This window comes from Pseudomonas sp. W2Jun17, from assembly GCF_023127795.1.
GTDB classification, from domain to species: domain Bacteria; phylum Pseudomonadota; class Gammaproteobacteria; order Pseudomonadales; family Pseudomonadaceae; genus Aquipseudomonas; species Aquipseudomonas synxantha_A.
The window spans coordinates 416,027-436,238 of sequence record NZ_SPKO01000007.1 but is presented as its reverse complement, the minus strand read 5'-3'; the positions used below and the strand labels follow the sequence as shown (position 1 = coordinate 436,238).

The window sequence follows — 20,212 nt, the reverse complement described above, 5'->3', positions numbered from 1 at the left end:
CCGTATTCACCGAAAATCGGCAAAAAAGCAGCGATGTAAACTTGAGTTGATGGTTTTTGAGCCTGTCTTATACTCGGCAGTTCAATACGTGCGACTCAACAATAAAAAACCAGTGGGAGTGAACAGATGGCAACGCGCGAAACCGGCAATGTGAAGTGGTTCAACGATGCAAAGGGCTACGGCTTTATCCAGCGTGAAGACGGCAAGGACGTGTTTGTGCACTACCGCGCCATTCGCGGTGAAGGCCACCGCTCGTTGGCCGAAGGCCAGCAGGTGGAATACGCCGTGGTGACGGGGGAGAAGGGCTTGCAGGCAGAGGATGTGGTCGGTTTGTAAGTTCAGCACTGAACCAATGTGGGAGGGAGCAAGCCCCCTCCCACACTTTTGATTGGGTTTACAGATCAGGATCAGGTGGTCTTCCAGGTGATCTGCTCTTCACCGTCTACGCTGATGCGAATCCAGGTATCGGCACTTTCCTCGCCTTCTTCCTCAACCCACGTCCCCGGTGCGCAGCGCACTTCAACATTCAATGCGGCAAACGCGGCGCGGGCGCAGGCGATGTCGTCGTCCCACGGGGTCTGGTCGCTTTCCAGGTACAGGCTGTTCCATTTGCCTACAGCCTTGGGTAGCCAGGTAACTGGCACGCTGCCGGCCTTGCACTTGTAGGTCTGGCCTCTCTGGACCCAGTCGGAGCAAGGGCCCAGGGCGGCGCCCAGCCAGGCGGCGATGGCCTTGTGATCGACGTCGGCGTCTTTCAGGTAAATCTCGATATCGGGTTGGCGCATGGATGTTCCTCGTTGCGGGATTCGAAAATCCATTCGCGGATATTTGTAAAGTCAGCTATTGAAGCACGAAATAATCGTAGCGCATCGACACCGTGACCTGCAGCGGCTCGGCCGCCTCGATCACTTCGGCGCGGCGCTCGGCACTGGCCCGCCAGCCATGAGGCGTCATGGCCAGCAGGTTGGCGCGGTCTGCAGGCTCGGCCAGGCTCAGGGTGAACTCAAGGGTTTCACTGTGCGCCAGGCTCATGCCCTCCGGCACCAGGGCCAGGTGTTTATCATCGGTGTACTCGCGCACTTCGTCGTACAGGCGCTCGCGCAGTTCCATCAAGTGGCCGCTGGTCGGGCCGACCTTCATCAAGCCGCCGCCGGGGCTGAGCAGGCGCTTGGCTTCTTGCCAGTCCAACGGGCTGAACACGCTCGCGAGGAACTGGCAGCTGGCATCGGCCAAGGGTACTCGGGCCATGCTGGCGATCAACCAGGTCAGCGCCGGGTTGCGTTTGCACGCGCGCTTGACCGCTTCCTTGGATATATCCAGGGCATAGCCATCGGCGTCGGGCAGCGCCTCGGCGATTTGCGCGGTGTAGTAACCCTCGCCACAGCCGATGTCGACCCAGCGCTGCGGTGCGCGCTCGGCGGCCAGCTCGGCCAGGCGCTTGGCCACCGGGGCGTAGTGCCCGGCGTTGAGGAAGTCACGGCGTGCCTCGACCATGGCCAGGTTATCGCCCGGGTCACGGCTGTTCTTGTGCTGCACCGGCAACAGGTTCAGGTAGCCCTGGCGCGCACGGTCGAAACGGTGCCCGACCGGGCACGCCACGCCATTGTCCACCGCGTTGAGCGGTGCGCTGCAAATGGGGCAGGCAAGCATCAGGCGAGCAACTTGATCAGGGTCTGGTAATAGATTTCGGTCAGCACATCGAGGTCGCTGGCCAGGATGCGTTCGTTGACCTGGTGGATGGTCGCGTTGACCGGGCCCAGCTCGACCACCTGGGTGCCCAGCGTGGCGATAAAGCGCCCATCGGAAGTACCGCCGCTGGTGGACGCCTTGGTCTCACGCCCGGTGATCGCCTTGATACTGGCAGATACTGCATCCAGCAGCGCACCCGGCTCGGTGAGGAACGGCAGGCCCGACAGCGCCCAATCCACATGCCAGTCCAGGCCATGTTTATCCAGGATGGCCGCGACCCGCTGTTGCAGGCCCTCGACGGTGGATTCGGTCGAGAAGCGGAAGTTGAACACCGCCGTCAGGTCGCCGGGGATCACGTTGGTGGCGCCGGTGCCGGAGTTGAGGTTGGAAATCTGGAAGCTGGTCGGCGGGAAGAAGGCGTTGCCGTCATCCCAATGCTCGGCAGCCAACTCGGCCAGAGCCGCTGCAGCCAGGTGGATCGGGTTCTTCGCCAGGTGCGGGTAAGCCACGTGGCCCTGTACGCCGCGTACGGTCAAGGTGGCACCGAGGGAGCCACGACGGCCGTTCTTGACCACATCGCCCACCAGGGTGGTGCTCGACGGTTCGCCGACGATGCACCAGTCCAGGCGTTCCTTGCGTGCAGCCAGGCGTTCGATTACGGCCTTGGTGCCGTGATGCGCCGGGCCTTCTTCGTCGCTGGTGATCAGGAAGGCGACCGAGCCCTTGTGGTCCGGGTAGTCGGTGACAAAGCGTTCCGCCGCCACCAGCATCGCCGCCAGGCTGCCTTTCATGTCTGCCGCGCCACGGCCGCAAAGCATGCCGTTTTCATCGATCAAGGCGTCGAATGGGTCGTTCTGCCAGGCCTGCACCGGGCCGGTCGGCACCACGTCGGTATGGCCGGCGAAGCACAGCACCGGGCCTTCGTGCTTGCCGTGGGTGGCCCAGAAATTGTCTACGTCTTCGATACGCATCGGTTCAAGCGCAAAACCGGCGTCGCCCAGGCGCTGCATCATCAGCTTCTGGCAATCGGCATCGATCGGCGTGACCGAGGGGCGACGGATCAGGTCGATGGCCAGTTGAAGGGTCGGCGAAAGGTCGGCATGGGCCGTCATGGGGAAACTCCGGAAAGCGTGTGATGGGCGCAGGACGAATGTGGAAATATCGAGCCTGGAGCGACGCAATTCCAATGTGGGAGCTGGCTTGCCTGCGATAGCATCACTGCGGTGTGCCTGTCAGACCGCGGCGTCTGCATCGCAGGCAAGCCAGCCCCCACATAGAATTGGGCCAGGCCAAGTCTCACAAAAGGGCCGTTATCTTATAGCAAAACGGCGGCCAGAGGCCGCCGTTTAGTGCATTGCGCAAGTTTTTACACAGCCGTGGCGGGCTCAGCCTTCGGCGCCGGTTTCGGCAGCGACGACAAGAACGCCATGATCAGCGCAGCCACGTAGGGCAGCGACTGCACCAGCAACATCACGACCCAGAAGCGAATGTCATTGCTTGGCAGGCCCTGCACCAGGTAGATCCCCAGCGCGGCGCCCCACAGCAGCAGCATGATGAACATTTCTTCGCGGGCTTCAGAGATCGCTACCCAGAAGCCATGGTTGTCCGCGTTTTTCGGCGTGCGAAAGAACGGAATGCTGGTGGTGAAGAAGCCATACAACACCGCCTTGGCGATGGTATGGGACAACGCCAACCCGGCCAGGGCCGCGCAGAACGCATCTTTCAAGTTCACCCCTACGGCACGACGGTAGAGGAAGATGATCTTGCCGACCTTGAACACGAACAACGCCAACGGCGGGATTGCGAAAATCAGCAACGGCGGGTCGACCCGTGTCGGCACGATGATCATCGCCGCCGACCACAACAGCGCGCCGACGGTAAAGAAGATGTTCATGCCATCCGCTACCCACGGCAACCAGCCCGCGAGGAAGTGGTAGCGCTGGCCGCGAGTCAATTCGGTGTCTTTGCCACGTATCAGGCTGGCGGTGTGACGCTTGATAATCTGGATCGCGCCGTAGGCCCAGCGGAAACGCTGTTTCTTGAAGTCGATAAAGGTATCCGGCATCAGGCCCTTGCCGTAGCTGTCGTGGTAGTACGCTGCCGACAAGCCTTTCTCGAACACGCGCAGGCCCAGTTCGGCGTCTTCACAGATGCACCAGTCGGCCCAGCCCAGTTCCTCAAGCACCGAGCGACGGGTCATGGTCATGGTGCCGTGCTGGATGATCGCGTCACGGTCGTTGCGGGTAACCATGCCGATATGGAAGAAGCCTTTGTATTCGGCGTAGCAGAGCTTCTTGAAGGTGCTTTCGTTCTGGTCGCGGTAATCCTGGGGCGACTGCACCACGGCGATTTTCGGATCGGCGAAGTGCGGCACCATGTGCTTGAGCCAGTTGGGTGACACGCAGTAGTCCGAGTCGATCACCGCGATCACTTCGGCATCCTTGGCGGTGTGCGGGATCAGATAATTCAACGCGCCCCCCTTGAAACCAGCCAGGGGTGCGACGTGGAAAAACTTGAAGCGCGGGCCCAGGGTTTCGCAGTAGTCGCGCACCGGTTCCCATACCGCCGGGTCCTTGGTCTTGTTGTCGATGATCAGGACTTCGTAGTCCGGATAGTCGAGGGCAGCCAGGGCGTCGAGGGTCTGTTTGACCATCTCTGGTGGCTCGTTGTAGCACGGCACGTGGATCGACACTTTCGGACGGTAGTCCGAATCGCCTTCTACCGGCAGGAATTCACGCCGGCGCTTGTGGGTCCATACCGCTTCCGCCAGTTCGTGGGCTTCGGTCAGCAACACGATAAATACGCCGAGAGCACCGAGGGCCAGCAACACGCCGACTATCAGGCTGAACCAGGTGCTGTATTGCTGGCTGTAGTCGTAGCCGATCCATACCAGTACCGACCCGCACAGAAACGCAATAAAGGTCAGGAAGGTCCGGCCCCGCTGGCGCAGCGCCGAGCCGTCGATCATCAACAGGGTCAGGGACAGCAGTGCAAGCACCACCGAGCCGATGGCCAGCACCCGCCATTGCGGGATAGCAACGACCGGGCCTTCAAAATTGAATTTCTGCTGGCGCGCGGCGTTGAACACGCCCCAGTAAGCACCTGCCGAGCCTTCGTCACTGACTTTCCACGGCTGATCGAAGGCCTCGATCACGAAGTAGTTGTAACCCTGGCGGTTAAGCTTGTTTACCAGGGTGCGCAGGTAAATGGCCTGGTCAGCCGGCGACGATTCATTACCACCGCGCATACGGCCGTTACTCGGCCAGCCAACTTCCGACAGCAGCAGCGGCTTTTTCGGGAAGGCTTTCTTCAGATCCTTGGCACGGTCGAGTACGTACTGGCCGGCCTTGTCCATCGGGATGTACTCCCAGAACGGCAGGATGTGCGCGGCGATCAGGTCGACGTGCTTGGCCAGTTGCGGGTTCTTTTCCCAGATGTGCCATTGCTCGGAAGTGGTCACCGGCACTTTCACGGCAGCGCGCACGCGGTCCAGCAACACAATCAGCGCTTCAGGGGTGATTTCGTCACGGAACAAGGCTTCGTTGCCGACCACCACGCGCACGACACTGCGCGAGTTATTGGCGATCTCGATGGCACGCTGGATTTCACGCTCGTTGCGTTCAAGGTCCGGGCTGATCCAGATCCCCAGGGTCACGCGCAGTCCGAACTCTTCGGCCAGCTTGGGGATTTCGCCCAGGGAGCCATCGACCGAGTAGGTACGGATGTTGTCTGTCAGCTTGCTCATGATCGCAAGGTCCTGACGCATCTGCTCTTCAGTCGGAAACTGATTCTTCTGCGGGTACTGGCCTTGCTGGAACGGCGAGTAGGAAAACCCGGAGATCTGTTCAGGCCAGTTGGGAGCGGTGACTGGGCGGTTGATCAGCGCCCAGAAACCGGTGAACAGCGCGGCGATGGCCAGCACGATCACCAGGTTGAGTCCAAATTTACGCGATGCCATGGTTATGTCGGGTTCCAAAAGGTGCGGAACGAAAAGAGGTGTCGGCCTACGCCGAACGGCGCGCATCCTACACCGGCCTTTCCCTGAGCGTATAGCAGACAGAGAAAAGCCGGACGTTAGTCTGCGAAAGTCCACCTAAGTTCTTTACTTGTAGCTGGAAGCTTCGAACTTGTCGCGCTGTAGTCCATAATGCGCGCCGGTTTTTGGGGTAATGATCATGAGTACAGAAGATCCGCGGTTTGCAGGCGTCGCCCGCTTGTACGGCATCGAAGGGCTGGAACGCTTGAAAGCGGCCCATGTGGCGATTGTCGGCGTCGGCGGCGTGGGCTCCTGGGCGGCGGAAGCGATCGCCCGTTGCGGGGTGGGCGAGATTTCGCTGTTTGACCTGGACGATGTCTGCGTGAGTAACAGCAACCGCCAGTTGCACGCCCTGGACAGCACCGTGGGCAAGCCCAAGGTCGAAGTGATGGCCGAGCGCCTGCGAGGCATCAACCCGGATTGCACCGTGCATGCCGTGGCGGATTTCGTCACCCGCGACACCATGGCGGAGTACATCACCCCGAATATCGACTGCGTGATCGACTGCATCGACGCCGTCAACGCCAAGGCGGCGCTGATTGCCTGGTGCAAGCGCCGCAAGATCCAGATCATCACCACCGGCGGCGCTGGCGGGCAGATTGACCCGACGCTGATCCAGGTGTGCGACCTGAACCGCACCTTCAATGACCCGCTGGCCTCGAAGGTGCGCTCCACCCTGCGCCGCGACTACGGTTTCTCGCGCACCGTCACCCGTCATTACAGCGTGCCGTGCGTGTTTTCCACCGAGCAACTGCGCTATCCGAAGCCGGACGGCAGCATCTGTTTGCAGAAGAGTTTTGTTGGCGACGGCGTAAAGTTGGACTGCGCGGGCGGGTTTGGCGCGGTGATGATGGTCACGGCTACCTTCGGGATGGTGGCGGCGACCAAGGCGGTGGACAAGATTGTGGCTGGGGTGCGCAGACCTTCGGAGCGGGTCAAGCCCCTCTGAGTCTCAGAGTTTCACACCGTTCAAAATGTGGGAGGGGGCTTGCTCCCGATGGCGGCCTCAGGGCCGACCAGGATGTTGGATTAGACCGAGTACATATCCGTTATTTAGGTAACGGCCGCTATTGGTTCCGCTTTTACAGCGGGTCACTTTCGAAAAGCGCGAAAGTAACCAAAGCGCTCTTGCCCCACCACTCGGCACCTCGCTTAGGCTCGGTGTGCCCGTAATCCGCCATGGATTTGGGGGGCCGCCGCCACGCGCCATCCATGGCGCGGGGCGGCTAAACCGGCATCCCTGCCGGTTTACCCCCCAAATCCCTGTCGAATTCCGGCCAGCGTGGTTTGACGGGGCGCCTAAGATCAAGATCAAGAGCGGCTCGCTTCGCATCGTGGTTACCGTCGGTTGCTATCAAGTTCTGTAGATGAGGGAGTGTCAGTTGATGCATGTGTGACTGACCTACCGCCATCGGGAGCAAGCCCCCTCCCACATTCAGTTGTGTGTATGGCTTAGTTCGCGCATACGTTGCAGGACTGCATTCAAGCCGTTGGTGCGCGATGGTGACAGCTGCCGGGACAGGCCCAGTTGTGCAAACCAACCCGGCAAATCCACCGCTTGCAGTTCATCAGCCGACAACCCATTGACCCGCGCCAGCAACAGCGCCACCAACCCGCGAATCATTCGCGCCTCGCTGCTGGCAGCAAACTGCCAATGGCCGTCCTGCAAATGCCCCACCAACCACACCAGGCTTTCACAGCCTTGCACCAGGTTGGCGTCGACCTTTTCATCATCCGCCAACGCGGGCAGTCGCTCGCCCCATTGCATCAGCATCCGCGCGCGCTGCTCCCAACCGCCGACAGCCTGGAATGCCTGCAGCGCAGCCATCGCGTCCACTGGCAAGCTCATCGCAACATATCCAGCGCCTGGTCCAACGCTTCAAAGAAGCGCTCCAGGTCATCGGAGTCGTTGTACAGCGCCAGGGACACTCGAATGGCGCCGGATAAGTGCAAGGCCTTGAGCAGTGGCATTGCACAGTGATGCCCGGCGCGCACGGCGATGCCTTGCTCGGTCAACAGGTGAGCCAGGTCGGCGTTATGCACACCGTCCACCACAAAGCTCACCAGCGCTGCTTGCGGTGATCCCAGTACGCGCACGCCATTGCGTGCTTTCAGCCCGCGCAGCAAATAGTCGTGCAGTGCCGCTTCATGGGCGGTCACGGCGTGCTGATCCAGTGAGCTCAGGTAATCCAGGGTGGCACCCAGGCCGATCACGCCGGCAATGGGCGGCGTGCCGGCTTCGAACCCTAGTGGGGCAGGGCGGAAGCTGGCGCCTTGATAATCTGCCTGCTGCACCATCTCGCCGCCAAACTGCCAGTGGCGCAGGTGATGCAGGGCAGCGTTGCGACCGAACAGCACGCCGATGCCGTCCGGGCCGTAGAGCTTGTGGCTGGAAAATACGTAGAAATCGCAGCCCAGGGCCTGTACGTCGTGGCGACCATGCACGATGCCTTGGGCGCCATCCACAACAGTCAGGGCACCGTTTGCCTGGGCCAGCGTCAGTAGCGCTTCCAGCGGCTGCCAGGTGCCCAGCACGTTGGACAACTGGCTCACCGCCAGCAGGCGCGTGCGCGGGCCGATCAATGATGCGGCGGCTTGCAGGTCGATCACGCCGTCATCGTCCAGGGGCAATACCACCAGCGTCAGCGCACGCCGTTTGGCCAATTGCTGCCAGGGCAACAGGTTGGCGTGGTGTTCCAGGGCGCTGATGGCTATCTCATCGCCCGCATTGAATAGGTGCTCAAGGCCATAGGCCAAGAGGTTCAGCGCAGAGGTTGCGCCGTGGGTGAATACGACCTGCCCGCTGTCGCCTGCATTCAACCACTGCGCGACCTTGCTGCGACTGTCCTCAAAGGCTTGGGTCGCATGGGCCCCCGGCAAATGCTGGGCGCGGTGCACATTGGCTGCGCCATTGGCGTAGTAATGGCTGATGGCATCCAGCAGGGCCTGGGGTTTTTGGGCGGTGGCGGCGCTGTCCAGATAGGTCTGGTCTTGCCTTTGCAGGGTGGCGATCGCCGGGAAATCGGCGCGCCAGGGGGAGGGCACAAGCATGGTGATCAAGACTCGTATAAGCGAGCCGCACCCGAAGGTGCGGCCCGCTAGTGGCATCGAGTGGCTGCTTAGTTGTGAGCGTGCAGCGCTTCGTTCAGTTCGATGGCCGATTTGTGGGTTTTGCACTCCACGGCACCGGTCTCGGAATTGCGGCGGAACAGCAGGTCCGGTTGACCGGCCAACTCGCGCGCCTTGACCACCTTGACCAACTGGTTCTGCTCGTCAAGCAGCGCAACCTTGGTGCCGGCGGTGATGTACAGGCCCGACTCCACGGTGTTGCGGTCGCCCAACGGGATGCCGGTACCGGCGTTGGCGCCAATCAGGCAGCCTTCGCCCACCTTGATCACGATATTGCCGCCGCCCGACAGGGTGCCCATGGTAGAGCAGCCGCCGCCCAGGTCCGAACCCTTGCCGACGAACACGCCTGCCGATACACGGCCTTCGATCATGCCTGGGCCTTCGGTGCCGGCGTTGAAGTTGACGAAGCCTTCGTGCATCACGGTAGTGCCTTCGCCCACGTAGGCGCCCAGGCGGATACGCGCAGCGTCAGCGATGCGCACGCCGGCCGGTACCACGTAGTCGGTCATTTTCGGGAACTTGTCCACCGAGAACACTTCCAGCAGCTCGCCACGCAGACGCGCTTCGAGCTGGCGCTCGGCAAGTTCGGCGATGTCGATGGCGCCCTGGCTGGTCCAGGCCACGTTCGGCAACTGCGGGAACACGCCTGCCAGGTTCAGGCCGTGAGGCTTGACCAGGCGATGGGACAGCAAGTGCAGCTTGAGGTAGGCCTCTGGCGTGGAGGTCAGCGCGGCGTCTTCGGCCAGCAGTGTGGCAACCAGTGGGGTGTGGCTTTCAGCCAGGCGATTCAGCAACGCGGCTTGGGTGGCGTCGACGTTCTTGAGTGCATCTGCCAGTTGCAGCGCTTGGCTGATGGTGAACGTGATCGCCTGGTTGCCCTCGGTGTAACCCAGGATCGGCGCAATGGCGGCAACGATCTCGGCCGACGGGTTGAGCAACGGTTGTGCGTAAAACACTTCCAGCCAAGCGCCTTGGCGGTTCTGAGTGCCGACGCCGAAGCCCAGGCTGAACAGGGAATTGGACATGCTGTTACCTCTACAAAAATGGAAGGCTGGCCTACTTGAGGGCCGCCGAATAACTATCTGGCTTGAAGCCAATCAGGGTTCTGTCACCGAGATCAAGCACCGGGCGCTTGATCATCGAGGGTTGTGCGAGCATCAATTCAATGGCTTTCGACTGATCGAGATCGGCTTTGCGTTCGTCTTCGAGTTTGCGAAAGGTGGTGCCCGCACGGTTCAAAACCACCTGCCAACCGTGCTCGTTGCACCATTGGGTCAAGTGTTCACGGTCGATACCGGCCGTTTTGTAGTCATGGAACTCGTAGCTCAGCGCGTGCTCATCGAGCCAGGTGCGCGCCTTTTTCATGGTGTCGCAGGCTTTGATGCCGAAAAGGTGCAGGGTTTTGCTTGAAGCGGTCAAGGAATTGCCCCCCTTTGGACCAATGAAAAATGAAAGATCACGGATTATGCCACGACCAGCCGGTTTCGGCGCCGCTCGTCAGCATCCTGCGACTTTTGTGCAAAAGCCGGTGCGCGGCTTAGGCGAGTAACATAGCGGGGTAATATGGCACTTCAACGGCCAGTTGTTGCCTGATGTGTCGTTGCAAGTCGATTGTCCGGGAAACCCGCGTTATGCAAACCGCCTACACCGTTCTTATCCTGCTGATGCTGGTCAGCTTTTCGCGTCTGGTCGGGCGCATCATCCCACTGCCGTTGCCCTTGCTACAGATTGCCGCCGGTGCCTTGCTGGCCTGGCCCACATTGGGGCTGCATGTGGCGTTGGACCCGGAGCTGTTCCTGTTTCTGTTTCTGCCGCCGCTGTTGTTTTCCGATGGCTGGCGCATGCCCAAGCGCGAATTGTGGCGCCTGCGTGGCCCGATTCTGACATTGGCGGTGGGCCTGGTGCTGTTTACCGTGGTCGGCGCCGGCTACTTCATTCATTGGTTGCTGCCCTCGATCCCCTTGCCGGTGGCCTTTGCCCTTGCGGCGGTTTTATCCCCGACGGATGCCGTGGCGGTGTCGGCCATTTCTCAGAATCGCTTGCCTAAACCGCTGATGCACATGCTTCAAGGCGAGGCGCTGATGAATGACGCGTCAGGCCTGGTGACCTTCAAGTTTGCCCTGGCGGCGGCGTTGACCGGGGTGTTTTCCCTGGCGGATGCCAGCCTGACCTTTGTATTGGTCGCCGTGGGCGGCTTGGCGGTCGGGGTGGCGTTGAGCTGGCTGGTCGGCCGTCTGCGCGCGTGGATGATTGCACGGGGCTGGGATGACCCCGCGACCCATGTGGTGTTCATGCTGTTGTTGCCCTTTGCTGCCTACGTGTTGGCTGAGCGTCTGGGCGCTTCGGGCATTTTGTCGGCGGTGGCGGCGGGCATGATGCAGAGCTGGCTCGACCTGCTGCCGCGCCAGACCAGTACGCGGTTGCTCAACCGCAGCGTCTGGTCGCTGCTGGAGTTTGCCTTCAATGGCCTGATTTTCCTGCTGCTCGGCCTGCAACTGCCGGACATCATCAAGGCTGTGGTCAGCCACGAAACCACCCTGTGGCCCACCCTGTTGTACCGCTGCCTGGACGTGGTGGCGATCTTTCTGGTGCTGGTGGTGCTGCGGTTTATCTGGGTGCAGAGCATCTGGCGGCTGTCGGGGTTGCTGCGCAGGCTGCGTGGCAAAAGCGCGCTGACCCTGGTGCCGACGGCCCGCTCCTGCTGGTTGCTGACCGTCGGCGGTGTCCGCGGTGCGGTGACGTTGGCGGGTGTCATGTCGGTGCCCTTGCTGCTGGCGCCGGGCCAGGATTTCCCTGAGCGTGACCTGCTGATCTTTATCGCCGCCGGGGTCATCCTGCTATCGCTGGTCGCCGCTTGCATTGCCCTGCCGTTGCTGTTGCGTGGCGTGGAGAAAAGTCCGGATGAGAAGCGCCACAACGAAGTGCGCGAGGCCTGGAAAAAGACCGCCGTGGCGGCGATCCATGCGTTGGAGGTCGAAGAACCCGTCGAAGCCGAAACGCCGGATGCCGCTCAGGCTGCATTGGCCACCGAGCTCAAGGCGCGGCTGATGGCGGAGTATCGTCATCAGTTGGACGTATTCAATGACTCGGCCGAGGCTCAGGCACTGGCGCTGCAAATGGATCAACTGGAGCGCAGGCTGAGGCTCAAGGCGCTACGTGCGCAGCGCCTGGAGCTCTACCGTTTGAGTCGCCAGCATCAGATTGGCGACGATGTACTGCGCGAGGTATTGGCGGATCTGGATATGAGTGAAGCGAACTTGGGAAGTGTTAAGTAGGGCTAGAACTGATCATTGCCCGGATGCTTGAATTGAGCAGTTTGCCCAAGAGAGTTTTATCTTCTGGATAAAGCGACTGCATGAACTTTTTATCGTCTTCAGACAGTTTGAAGTTGCGCGGGATGGGGGGACCACTGTTGAGTCTTGAAGCAGGAAAGCCATAGTGCATGATGGATTTGTCATCATAGTTTGCAGAGGCTGTTACCTGGGGGCGTGAAAAAGTCCTGATGATATTGTTATCGGCCTCATAGCTGAATTGCCTACGCGACTCGTACTCGTCATAGATATTCTGTCTATTCAGGTCCAGTGTGCGATCCGGATGCTGGTGCTCATGCTTCAAACCCAGGGCGTGGCCGAATTCGTGTTGAACCGTCGCGGCAATGCTGTCCGGTGAATCTTTGAAGCCAATACTCATGGTCGGTTTGGAGAGGGGGACGTTTTTTGCATCGGTTCCCACGCTTGACCATCCGGCGTGACTGTTATTGTCTGCAGTAATGCGTATGTCACCGTTAGGGCTGTCAATAAATTTCAAGTAGAGGTTAGTGTGCGGCGCCCATTTATTGATGTTGTGCTGTACCAGATCCTTTTGTTCCTGTGTCATGTTCAGTCGCGAGATGGTCAGCACTGAATGTTGAGGCCATAGTTTGTCCGGCATGGCGACGCCGCGTTTGGCTCTACTGTGAGGTGCGCTCACGGAGTGAGGAGAAACGGGACGGGTTGGGATGGTGGGGGGCATGTCGTTCACCTGAGCGTGTGTACCAGATGAACGTGGGTGGAGCATTTAACAGGCTTTGTTCCCATTGATGGGTTGCAAGATACATCGGTAATGGCCGCTCCCACGGTGTGGGAGCGGCTTGAAACTCAAACGCGGCGCTGTATGAAATCGCGAATCCGCTCAGCCGCTTCGACACATTCGGCCAATGGCGCAACCAATGCCAGGCGCACACGCCCTGCGCCTGGGTTGAAACCGTCGACTTCGCGGGACAGGTAAGAGCCCGGTACTACCGTCACATGTTCTTCCACAAACAGATCGCGGCAGAAGTCCGCGTCGTCACCGTTCACCTTCGGCCACAGATAGAAGCCGCCGTCCGGGCTTTGTACATCCAGCACCGGTTTGAGGATCGCCAGCACCGCATCGAACTTTTCGCGGTACAGGTCACGGTTGGCCAGTACATGGGCCTCGTCCTGCCAGGCAGCGATGCTGGCTAGCTGGGTTTGCACCGGCATCGCGCAACCATGGTAGGTGCGGTACAGCAAAAAGGCCTTGAGGATGTCGGCGTCGCCGGCCACGAAACCTGAGCGCAGGCCCGGCAGATTGGAACGCTTGGACAGGCTGTGGAATACCACGCAACGCTTGAAGTCCTGGCGCCCCAGCTCGACGCAGGCACTGAGCAGGCCCGGCGGCGGGGTTTGTTCGTCGAAGTACAGCTCGCTGTAGCATTCGTCGGCGGCGATCACGAAGTCGTATTCGTCGGCCAGGGCGATGAGTTTTTTCAGTGTGTCGACGGGAATCAGCGCGCCGGTCGGGTTGCCTGGGGAGCACAGGAACAGGATTTGGCAACGTTTCCAGATGTCGGGGGAGACGGCGTCGAAGTGCGGGTTGAAGCCATTGCTATCCAGGCACGGCAGGTAATGCGGCTTGGCCCCGGCCAGGAACGCGGCGCCTTCGTAGATTTGGTAAAACGGGTTGGGGCTAACCACCAGCGCATCGTCGCCACGGTTGACCACGGTCTGGGTGAAGGCGAACAGGGCTTCACGGGTGCCGTTGACCGGCAGGATGTTACGCGCCGGGTCCAACCAACCCTTGGGCACATTGAAGCGGCGTTCGCACCAGGCGCCGATGGCTTCACGCAGGGCAGGGGTGCCCAGCGTGGTGGGGTACACCGCCATCTGGTCGAGGTTGTTGCTCAGCGCCTCGGCGACAAAGGTCGGGGACTTGTGCTTGGGTTCGCCGATGGACAGTGCAATCGGGCGTTTGTCCGGGTTCGGCGTCACGCTGCCGAGCAGGGCGCGCAGTTTCTCGAAAGGGTAGGGCTGCAACTGGTTAAGGGCGTTGTTCATATAAGCCTCTATCACGGTGAGCGCGGCCCCTGTGGGAGCTGGCTTGCCTGCGATGGCATCACTGCGGTCGACCTGACGGACCGAGGTGTCTGCATCGCAGGCAAGCCAGCTCCCACATGACTCGTGTTCACAAAGTTAAGAATTCAAATAGTCAGTCGGGTCAGCTCAACGCCGGGTTCCTGGGTCACGCTCAATTGTTCCACGATCGCATCCTGCAGGCGGCGACACAGCTCAGGGTCGGACAGCGGCTGGTTATCAGCGTCGGTGATGAAGAACACGTCTTCCACCCGTTCGCCGAGGGTCGCAATCTTGGCGTTCTGCAACGACAGGTCGAACTCCAGGAAAATCCCGCCGATGCGCGCCAGCAGGCCCGGGCGATCCGGCGCGCTGAGTTCCAGCACCGTCACCGGTCGCTGCGCGTCGTTGGAAATGGTCACCTGGGGCGCAAAGGCAAAATGCTTGAGCTGGCGTGGTACCCGGCGTTGGATGATGGTTGGGTAATCGTCCGGGTTGCGCAGGGCTTCGGTGAGGCCTTCGCGGATCTTTTTCACCCGCGCCGGGTTATCGCCAATAGAGTCGCCGTCGGTGTCGAGCACGATGTAGGTGTCGAGGGTGAACTGGCTGCTGGAGGTGATGACCCGAGCGTCATGGATGTTCAGGTTGAGCTGGTCCATGGCGGCCACGGTCACGGCGAAAAAGTCGTGCTGGTCCGGCGCGTAGATGAAGATCTGCGTGCCGCCTTCGAATTCGCGCTGGGTGGTTTCCTTGATCAATACCAGCGGGCCACCGTCGGCCGGCTGCTGCAGGATCGCATCGCTGTGCCAGGCCACGTCGCCGGCTGTGTGGCGCAGGAAATAGTCGTCGCCCAGTTGCGACCAGAGCTGTTCGACGTCGTCCGGGTCGTTACCACCGCGTACCAGAATATCCAGGGCCGCACTTTGGGTGCGGCGGATCTGCTCTTCGCGGTCCACCGGGTTCTCCAGGCCGCGGCGCAGGGCGCGCTTGGTCTCGGTATACAGCTGGCGCAACAGGCTGGCGCGCCAGGAGTTCCACAACGTGGGGTTGGTGGCGTTGATGTCGGAGACGGTCAGCACATAAAGATAGTCGAGACGGGTTTCATCGCCGACGATTCCTGCGAAATCGTGGATTACCTGTGGATCGGACAAATCCTTGCGCTGGGCAGTGGTCGACATCACCAGGTGGTTTTGCACCAGCCAGACGATCAGACGGCTGTCCCACAGGGGTAACTGGTGACGCTGGCAGAAGGCTTCGGCGTCCACTGCACCGATTTCCGAGTGATCGCCATGGCGACCCTTGCCGATGTCGTGATACAGGCCCGCCAGGTAGATCAGCTCAGGCTTGGGCAGCTTGGCCATCAGTTTACTGGCCAGTGGGAATTTCTCTGACACCTGGGTGTACTGCAACTTACGCAGGTGCTTGATCAGGTTCAGGGTGTGGGCATCGACGGTGTAGATGTGGAACAGGTCGTGCTGCATTTGCCCGACGATAAAGCCGAACTCCGGCAGGTAGCGCCCGAGAATGCCGTAGCGGTTCATGCGCCGCAGGTTGCGGTGGATGCCGATGCGGCACTTGAACAGTTCGATAAACAGGCTGGTATTGCGGATGTCGTTGCGAAATTCGTCATCGATCAGGTGACGGTTTTCCCGCAGCAAACGGATAGTATCGGCGCGCACGCCTTTGATGTCCGGCTGCTGGGCCATCAGCACGAAGATTTCCAGCATGGCGAACGGGGTGCGGCGGAACACGTTGTCGTTACGTGCTTCGATATAACCGTCATGCAGTTGGAAGCGCGCATTGATCGGCTGCGGCGGCGCTTCGTCTTCGGGGGCCAGGATCACCTCCTCGAAGTGCTGGATGATCAGGTCGCTGAGCTGGGCAATGCTCATGACCACCCGGTAGTACTGTTGCATGAAGCTTTCGATGCTGGTCTTCGCGTCTTCGCCCTCAAAGCCCAGCAGGGTGGCGATGGAGCGTTGGTGATCGAACAGCAGGCGGTCCTCGGAGCGCCCGGCGAGCATGTGCAGGGCGTAGCGCACCTTCCACAGGAACTCCTGGGACGAGGCCAGCAGGGTGTTTTCGCTCTCCACCAGGAAGCCTTCGCCAGCCAGGGCGCGCAGGTTCAGCGTGCCGTATTGGCGGCGCGCCACCCACAAAATCGTCTGGATATCCCGCAGCCCGCCCGGGGACCCTTTGACGTTGGGTTCCAGGTTGTATTCGGTGTCGTTGTACTTGTGGTGCCGCGCCTTCTGTTCGGCGCGCTTGGCCAGGAAGAAATCCTTGCTCGGCCACATGTGTGCGGTGCTGGTGACTTCGAGCATGCGCTGGCGCAGGCGCTCGGGGCCGCAGATGGTGCGGCTTTCCATCAGGTTGGTGACCACCGTCAAGTCAGCACGGGCCTCTTCGGCGCATTCATCCACCGAGCGCACGCTCTGGCCGACTTCCAGGCCGATGTCCCACAGCAATGTCAGAAAACGCTCGATGGAATCACGAAAGGTTTCGTGGTCGGCGCTGTCCAGCAGGATCAACAGGTCGATGTCGGAGTAGGGGTGCAGTTCGCCGCGACCGTAGCCGCCGACCGCCACCAGGGCGATATCGGCGTCTGCACTCCAGCTGAACTGTTCCCAGGCTTTCTGCAGGATGTTATCGACGAACCAGGCGCGGTCCTCGATCAGTCGTCTGATGTCCCGACCACTGCGAAAACGCGCGTCGAGCACCTCGCGCGCCTGGCGGATGGCTTTCTTGAAGGCGGCGATGGGGCTCGCCTTCAATGCCAGCTCGGCCTGGAACTGGCCACGGTCGAAGAGTTCGGGATCCACCTGGGGCATCGGTCGGCTTTCCTATCTATCTATTGAGTCAGTCACACGGTTGAAGCTGGAAAACCGAAGCAACCCTCACGCCGAAACGCGAGGAATGGTGTCGTCTGCGCGCAACGTGAAGATCTCGTAGCCGGTTTCGGTGACCAGCAGCGTGTGTTCCCACTGGGCCGAGAGCTTGCGGTCCTTGGTGATAGCGGTCCAGCCGTCGCCCAGCACCTTGGTATCGGCCTTGCCTTGGTTGATCATCGGCTCGATGGTAAAGGTCATGCCTGCCTTGAGTTCCATGCCGGTGCCGGCGCGGCCGTAGTGCAGGATCTGTGGTTCTTCGTGGAACACCGTGCCGATGCCGTGGCCGCAGAATTCGCGCACCACCGAGAAGCCGTTCTTTTCGGCGTGCTTCTGGATCACTTCACCGATGTCACCCAGGCGGCAGCCTGGCTTGACGATTTCGATGGCCTTGTACATGCATTCCTGGGTCACCTGGGACAGGCGCTCGGCCCAGACCGGCACGTTGCCGACGTGGAACATGCGGCTGGTGTCGCCGAAGTAGCGGTCCTTGATCACGGTGACGTCGATGTTCAGGGTGTCGCCGTCCTTCAACGGCTTGTCACTGGGAATGCCGTGGCACACCACATGGTTGACCGAGGTGCAGATCGACTTGGGGAAGCCTTTGTAGTTCAGCGGCGCAGGGATGGCCTTTTGCACATTGACGATATAGTCGTGGCAGATCTGGTTCAGGGTTTCGGTGGTGACGCCCGGCTTTACATGCTCTGCAATCATTTCCAGCACGTCGGCGGCCAGTTTGCCGGCGATGCGCATGCCGGCGATGTCTTCGGCGGTTTTCAAACTAACGGTCATACAGGCTCTCTCTAGCGCGACGCGCTGAAATCAATACGGTTTACGGGCGTGCGACAAAAGGTTGCTGAATTCGCACAAGCCACAAAAAACGCGATTCTAACAGACGCGGGCGGTAAACCATGAGCCCCTGACGATCGCTTCTATCTATAGGGTGGGGGTAAATCCGCTCTATTCAACGGCTTGCGCACAGATCGCTGCGGTCAGGTGTGATTGCGGGTTTCGTTTTCGCCCTTGCTGTGGTATAAAATGCGCCGCTTTCCGGGGATACCCCGAAAAGCTTAAATCCACACACGTGTCGACACGATGACCTGGGTGCCGGAGGCCTTGATGCCGCTGGTTGGTCATTGGGATACGTGGAGGCCAAACCCGACTTATTAAGGAACTATCATGTCCCAAGTCAACATGCGCGATATGCTGAAGGCCGGTGTGCACTTCGGTCACCAGACCCGTTACTGGAACCCGAAAATGGGTAAATACATTTTCGGCGCGCGTAACAAGATTCACATTATCAACCTTGAAAAAACCCTGCCAATGTTCAACGAAGCTCTGACTTTCGTAGAGCGTCTGGCCCAGGGCAAAAACAAGATCCTGTTCGTCGGCACCAAGCGTTCCGCTGGCAAGATCGTTGCTGAAGAAGCAGCGCGTTGCGGTTCGCCGTACGTCGATCACCGCTGGTTGGGCGGCATGCTGACCAACTTCAAAACCATCCGTGCTTCCATCAAGCGTCTGCGTGACCTTGAAGTGCAAGCCGAAGACGGTACTTTCGCCAAGCTGACCAAGAAAGAAGCGCTGATGCGCTCCCGTGACCTGGAAAAGCTCGATCGTTCCCTGGGTGGTATCAAGGACATGGGCGGTCTGCCTGACGCACTGTTCGTTATCGACGTTGATCACGAGCGCATCGCGATCACCGAAGCCAACAAGCTGGGCATCCCGGTTATCGGCGTAGTCGATACCAACAGCAGCCCGGAAGGCGTTGACTACATCATCCCAGGCAACGATGACGCAATCCGCGCTATCCAGCTGTACATGGGTTCGATGGCTGACGCTGTAATCCGTGGTCGCAACCACGTTGCTGGCGGTACCGAGCAGTTCGTTGAAGAAGCTCCGGTAGCTGCCGCTGAGTAACTGACGCCCTGGCGTTGACTCAGTAAGCAAAAAGGGGGCTTGGCCCCCTTTTTGCCACCTCGAAAACCATTTGTCGGCAGCGCAGCTACATCATTTGTAACGTGCAGCGGCCTACAACGGAAATTCGGGAAGAATTGATCGCCCGTTTGATCGGGTGGAATGGTTGAAAACCTATCCAAGAGGATTTTGAAATGGCAGAGATTACTGCAGCGTTGGTTAAAGAACTGCGTGAGCGTACCGGCGAAGGCATGATGGATTGCAAAAAGGCCTTGACCAAGGCCGGCGGCGACATCGAAAAAGCCATTGATGACATGCGTGCTTCCGGCGCCATCAAGGCTGCCAAGAAAGCAGGCAACGTCGCTGCTGAAGGCGCTATCGCTCTGAAAGAAGACGGCAAATCCGCCGTTCTGCTGGAAGTCAACTCGCAGACCGACTTCCTGGCTCTGCAGGATGACTTCAAGGCATTCGTTGCTGCCAGCGTCGAAAAAGCCTTCGCTGACAAGCTGACCACTGTTGAGCCTCTGATCGAAGCTCAAGAAGCAGCTCGTCTGGTACTGGTCGGCAAGGTTGGCGAAAACGTCAACATCCGTCGCCTGGTTCGCGTTGAAGGTGATGTTGTTGGTGGTTACCTGCACGGCAACAAAATCGGTGTAGCAGTTGTTCTGAAAGGCGGCGACGTTGAGCTGGCCAAAGACATCGCTATGCACGTTGCTGCGAGCAACCCTGAGTTCCTGCTGCCTTCGGAAGTGTCTGCCGAAGCGATCGAGCGCGAAAAAGCTGTGTTCCTGCAGCTGAACGAAGAAAAAATCAAAGGCAAGCCAGAAAACATTGTTGAAAACATGGTCAAAGGCCGTATCAGCAAGTTCCTGGCCGAAGCAAGCCTGGTTGAGCAGGCGTTCGTCAAGAACCCTGAAATCAAGGTTGGCGAACTGGCCAAGAAAGCCGGTGCTGAAATCGTTTCCTTCACTTACTTCAAAGTAGGCGAAGGCATCGAGAAGCCGGTCGACAACTTCGCTGAAGAAGTTGCTGCCCAGCTGGCTGCCGCCAAGCAATAAGACAGTCCCAAACTGTCGCCGAAAGAGGCTGCCCGCTCACGCGCGCAGCCTCTTTTCAAATGGGAAGGCCAATTTTATTTGGTTTCCTCTCGGAACTGGCTTACAAAGCCGTGTTCCGATGGCGCTGTGACAGCGTCCAGCTAGAGT

General features: G+C 59.9%; 17 protein-coding genes. 5 read left to right on the top strand and 12 right to left on the bottom strand.

Annotation, left to right across the window (positions count from 1 at the left end; all coding sequences use genetic code 11):
* The first annotated feature begins 126 nt into the window (after positions 1-126).
* Positions 127-336, top strand: coding sequence for a cold-shock protein (locus E4O98_RS05350; RefSeq protein ID WP_003219353.1), 210 nt, complete (start codon positions 127-129; stop codon positions 334-336).
* 71 nt (positions 337-407) lie between these two features.
* Here the strand turns inward: E4O98_RS05350 and E4O98_RS05345 are convergent, their stop codons facing one another.
* The 4 genes from E4O98_RS05345 to E4O98_RS05330 all read right to left on the bottom strand — a co-directional run bounded on the left by E4O98_RS05345 (position 408) and on the right by E4O98_RS05330 (position 5,647).
* A complete protein-coding gene (locus tag E4O98_RS05345) occupies positions 408-785 on the bottom strand; it encodes a hypothetical protein (protein ID WP_032877463.1) in 378 nt (125 codons plus the stop codon).
* Positions 786-840: 55 nt separating this feature from the next.
* Positions 841-1,650, bottom strand: a complete 810-nt coding sequence (locus E4O98_RS05340; protein ID WP_032877462.1) for a putative RNA methyltransferase — start codon at positions 1,648-1,650, stop codon at positions 841-843.
* A complete protein-coding gene (dapE, locus tag E4O98_RS05335) occupies positions 1,650-2,801 on the bottom strand; it encodes a succinyl-diaminopimelate desuccinylase (protein ID WP_005785553.1) in 1,152 nt (383 codons plus the stop codon). Before dapE ends, E4O98_RS05340 begins: the two co-directional genes overlap by 1 nt.
* Positions 2,802-3,055: 254 nt before the next feature.
* Positions 3,056-5,647, bottom strand: a complete 2,592-nt coding sequence (locus tag E4O98_RS05330; protein ID WP_248134369.1) for a glycosyltransferase — start codon at positions 5,645-5,647, stop codon at positions 3,056-3,058.
* A gap of 211 nt (positions 5,648-5,858) precedes the next feature.
* On the opposite strand from E4O98_RS05330, the gene tcdA reads away from it, so the two are divergent.
* The gene (tcdA, locus tag E4O98_RS05325) at positions 5,859-6,674 is read left to right on the top strand and encodes a tRNA cyclic N6-threonylcarbamoyladenosine(37) synthase TcdA (protein WP_032877460.1); all 816 of its coding nucleotides are present in this window, start codon (positions 5,859-5,861) and stop codon (positions 6,672-6,674) included.
* 486 nt (positions 6,675-7,160) lie between these two features.
* On the opposite strand, the gene E4O98_RS05320 is transcribed toward tcdA, so the two are convergent.
* The 4 genes from E4O98_RS05320 to E4O98_RS05305 form a co-directional block, all read right to left on the bottom strand.
* Positions 7,161-7,574 (bottom strand): SufE family protein, encoded by a 414-nt coding sequence (locus E4O98_RS05320; RefSeq protein ID WP_103733446.1) that lies wholly within the window; start codon positions 7,572-7,574, stop codon positions 7,161-7,163.
* The gene (locus E4O98_RS05315; protein ID WP_032877458.1) at positions 7,571-8,776 is read right to left on the bottom strand and encodes a cysteine desulfurase; all 1,206 of its coding nucleotides are present in this window, start codon (positions 8,774-8,776) and stop codon (positions 7,571-7,573) included. Before E4O98_RS05315 ends, E4O98_RS05320 begins: the two co-directional genes overlap by 4 nt.
* A gap of 68 nt (positions 8,777-8,844) precedes the next feature.
* Positions 8,845-9,879, bottom strand: coding sequence for a 2,3,4,5-tetrahydropyridine-2,6-dicarboxylate N-succinyltransferase (gene dapD, locus E4O98_RS05310; RefSeq protein WP_032877456.1), 1,035 nt, complete (start codon positions 9,877-9,879; stop codon positions 8,845-8,847).
* A gap of 31 nt (positions 9,880-9,910) precedes the next feature.
* Complete coding sequence (locus E4O98_RS05305) at positions 9,911-10,219, bottom strand: arsenate reductase (RefSeq protein ID WP_241092152.1); 309 nt, start codon at positions 10,217-10,219, stop codon at positions 9,911-9,913.
* Positions 10,220-10,485: 266 nt separating this feature from the next.
* On the opposite strand from E4O98_RS05305, the gene E4O98_RS05300 reads away from it, so the two are divergent.
* Positions 10,486-12,129 (top strand): Na+/H+ antiporter, encoded by a 1,644-nt coding sequence (locus E4O98_RS05300; protein ID WP_032877381.1) that lies wholly within the window; start codon positions 10,486-10,488, stop codon positions 12,127-12,129.
* Here E4O98_RS05300 and E4O98_RS05295 read toward each other — a convergent pair.
* The 4 genes from E4O98_RS05295 to map all read right to left on the bottom strand — a co-directional run bounded on the left by E4O98_RS05295 (position 12,122) and on the right by map (position 17,885).
* Entirely contained in the window at positions 12,122-12,865 is a 744-nt protein-coding gene (locus E4O98_RS05295) for a M12 family metallopeptidase (RefSeq protein WP_164699506.1), read from the bottom strand. The two genes, E4O98_RS05300 and E4O98_RS05295, sit on opposite strands and share 8 nt — an antisense overlap.
* Before the next feature lie 125 nt (positions 12,866-12,990).
* Complete coding sequence (gene dapC, locus E4O98_RS05290; RefSeq protein WP_248134366.1) at positions 12,991-14,190, bottom strand: succinyldiaminopimelate transaminase; 1,200 nt, start codon at positions 14,188-14,190, stop codon at positions 12,991-12,993.
* A gap of 143 nt (positions 14,191-14,333) precedes the next feature.
* Positions 14,334-17,036, bottom strand: a complete 2,703-nt coding sequence (locus E4O98_RS05285) for a [protein-PII] uridylyltransferase (RefSeq protein WP_032877378.1) — start codon at positions 17,034-17,036, stop codon at positions 14,334-14,336.
* Positions 17,037-17,102: 66 nt separating this feature from the next.
* Positions 17,103-17,885, bottom strand: a complete 783-nt coding sequence (gene map, locus E4O98_RS05280) for a type I methionyl aminopeptidase (protein WP_248134364.1) — start codon at positions 17,883-17,885, stop codon at positions 17,103-17,105.
* A gap of 387 nt (positions 17,886-18,272) precedes the next feature.
* Here map and rpsB point away from each other — a divergent pair, with 387 nt between their 5' ends.
* Positions 18,273-19,010, top strand: coding sequence for a 30S ribosomal protein S2 (gene rpsB / locus E4O98_RS05275; protein ID WP_003189158.1), 738 nt, complete (start codon positions 18,273-18,275; stop codon positions 19,008-19,010).
* 191 nt (positions 19,011-19,201) lie between these two features.
* Positions 19,202-20,065: a translation elongation factor Ts gene (tsf, locus tag E4O98_RS05270; RefSeq protein ID WP_005785711.1), complete on the top strand. Its 864-nt coding sequence runs from the start codon at positions 19,202-19,204 to the stop codon at positions 20,063-20,065.
* Positions 20,066-20,212 lie beyond the last annotated feature (147 nt).

Excerpts from the sequence above, each read along its gene's own strand:
- E4O98_RS05330 (WP_248134369.1), bottom strand. The coding sequence starts at position 5,647 with ATGGCATCGCGTAAATTTGGACTCAACCTGGTGATCGTGCTGGCCATC.
- E4O98_RS05350 (WP_003219353.1), top strand. The coding sequence starts at position 127 with ATGGCAACGCGCGAAACCGGCAATGTGAAGTGGTTCAACGATGCAAAG.
- E4O98_RS05340 (WP_032877462.1), bottom strand. The coding sequence starts at position 1,650 with ATGCTTGCCTGCCCCATTTGCAGCGCACCGCTCAACGCGGTGGACAAT.
- E4O98_RS05320 (WP_103733446.1), bottom strand. The coding sequence starts at position 7,574 with ATGAGCTTGCCAGTGGACGCGATGGCTGCGCTGCAGGCATTCCAGGCT.
- map (WP_248134364.1), bottom strand. The coding sequence starts at position 17,885 with ATGACCGTTAGTTTGAAAACCGCCGAAGACATCGCCGGCATGCGCATC.
- dapD (WP_032877456.1), bottom strand. The coding sequence starts at position 9,879 with ATGTCCAATTCCCTGTTCAGCCTGGGCTTCGGCGTCGGCACTCAGAAC.
- E4O98_RS05295 (WP_164699506.1), bottom strand. The coding sequence starts at position 12,865 with ATGCCCCCCACCATCCCAACCCGTCCCGTTTCTCCTCACTCCGTGAGC.
- E4O98_RS05300 (WP_032877381.1), top strand. The coding sequence starts at position 10,486 with ATGCAAACCGCCTACACCGTTCTTATCCTGCTGATGCTGGTCAGCTTT.
- dapC (WP_248134366.1), bottom strand. The coding sequence starts at position 14,190 with ATGAACAACGCCCTTAACCAGTTGCAGCCCTACCCTTTCGAGAAACTG.
- tcdA (WP_032877460.1), top strand. The coding sequence starts at position 5,859 with ATGATCATGAGTACAGAAGATCCGCGGTTTGCAGGCGTCGCCCGCTTG.
- E4O98_RS05285 (WP_032877378.1), bottom strand. The coding sequence starts at position 17,036 with ATGCCCCAGGTGGATCCCGAACTCTTCGACCGTGGCCAGTTCCAGGCC.
- dapE (WP_005785553.1), bottom strand. The coding sequence starts at position 2,801 with ATGACGGCCCATGCCGACCTTTCGCCGACCCTTCAACTGGCCATCGAC.
- E4O98_RS05305 (WP_241092152.1), bottom strand. The coding sequence starts at position 10,219 with ATGAAAAAGGCGCGCACCTGGCTCGATGAGCACGCGCTGAGCTACGAG.
- E4O98_RS05315 (WP_032877458.1), bottom strand. The coding sequence starts at position 8,776 with ATGCTTGTGCCCTCCCCCTGGCGCGCCGATTTCCCGGCGATCGCCACC.
- E4O98_RS05345 (WP_032877463.1), bottom strand. The coding sequence starts at position 785 with ATGCGCCAACCCGATATCGAGATTTACCTGAAAGACGCCGACGTCGAT.
- tsf (WP_005785711.1), top strand. The coding sequence starts at position 19,202 with ATGGCAGAGATTACTGCAGCGTTGGTTAAAGAACTGCGTGAGCGTACC.
- rpsB (WP_003189158.1), top strand. The coding sequence starts at position 18,273 with ATGTCCCAAGTCAACATGCGCGATATGCTGAAGGCCGGTGTGCACTTC.